General features: G+C 45.8%; 2 protein-coding genes. Both read right to left on the bottom strand.

Translation table 11 applies throughout. The features are described 5' to 3' along the window. Positions 1-177: primosomal replication protein PriC (priC, locus tag R8O10_RS25960; protein ID WP_318192062.1), on the bottom strand; the 177-nt coding region annotated here is incomplete at its 3' end. Then, positions 174-627, bottom strand: a 454-nt coding sequence (locus R8O10_RS25955; protein WP_318192061.1) for a sulfite exporter TauE/SafE family protein, incomplete at its 5' end; no start/stop codon positions are given. The genes R8O10_RS25955 and priC, both read right to left, overlap by 4 nt.

Below are 627 nucleotides of genomic sequence, written 5' to 3'. Positions count from 1 at the left end.
GATAATTGCGTCCAGTGTCGATTTCGCTTCTTTTACGCAAGGGGTCAGTAAGCGAGAACGGCAGCTAAATAAACGTTCATCAAACAACGGAACGTGATGCTCTCCTCGTTGGCGATCCAATGTCGCGGCTTGATTCGCCATGTGTTCTAAACTTTGCGAAAGTTGTTCGATGTTCATGATAAACCTACAAACCAAGCGTCATAAGCCAGCTTAATCGCCAATACGCTCACGACCGTGACAAAAACGGGACGAATGAACTTAGAGCCGAATCGAATTGCAGAATGCGCACCAACAAATGCCCCAGCCATTAAACACACACCCATTGTTAAGCCTAGCACCCAGTTAATATGACCTAAAATAGCGAAAGTAATAAGTGAGGTAAAATTACTGGTGAAGTTCATTGCTTTGGCTAAACCAGAGGCGAGCAATATATTGAGACGGTACAGCGCCATAGAACTTACAGTCCAAAACGCGCCAGTTCCTGGACCGGCTAATCCATCGTAAAAACCAATCGACAAACCTTGCAGGTACTGTTTTTTATGCAGCTTTGGGCAAGGCTCTGGTATTGGGCTTTGATGAGGGGAATGTGGCGTTTTGTGGAATACGGTATACAGCGCAGCGGCTAAT

Origin of the sequence: Vibrio sp. 1727, assembly GCF_033344415.1 — a bacterium.
In the GTDB taxonomy this organism is placed as follows: Bacteria; Pseudomonadota; Gammaproteobacteria; order Enterobacterales; family Vibrionaceae; genus Vibrio; species Vibrio alginolyticus.
The sequence above is the reverse complement of the archived record's forward strand: the minus strand, read 5'-3'. Positions and strand labels throughout refer to the sequence as shown.